This window comes from Cellulomonas sp. P4_A2, from assembly GCF_056402515.1.
Genome location: NZ_JBFUHG010000195.1, coordinates 1 through 380 on the forward strand (window position 1 = coordinate 1; position 380 = coordinate 380).

A 380-nucleotide genomic window follows, 5' to 3' on the forward strand; every position below is an offset into this window, starting at 1 on the left:
GGGCGCTGACCGTGGAGCAACTCGGCGAGGCGTGGCAGCGGGTGCGCGCTTGCTTCGAGGCCGGGGCGCTCGCCACCGGCGCCGAACTCGAGCTGCGGCCGCACGGAAGGGACTTCGCCGATCTGCGCCAGGACCCTGACATGACAGAGGTCTACGTCAGGGCACTCGGTGAACTGGGCCGTACGGCGAAGTCACGGCACGGCGAGACGACGGCGTCGACGGACATGGGCAACGTCTCGCAGCTCATCCCCACGATCCACCCCACGATCGGCTACGACACACAGGGCGCCAAGCAGCACACTCCCGAATTCACCGCGTACGGCAAGAGCCCTGGAGCCGACCGGGCGGTGCTCGACGGGGCGACCGCGCTCGCCCTGACC

1 pseudogene is annotated in these 380 nt (G+C 70.0%); it reads left to right on the forward strand.

The features are described from left to right. Positions 1–380: pseudogene (locus AC1DUE_RS20695) on the forward strand (amidohydrolase); the annotation flags it as partial.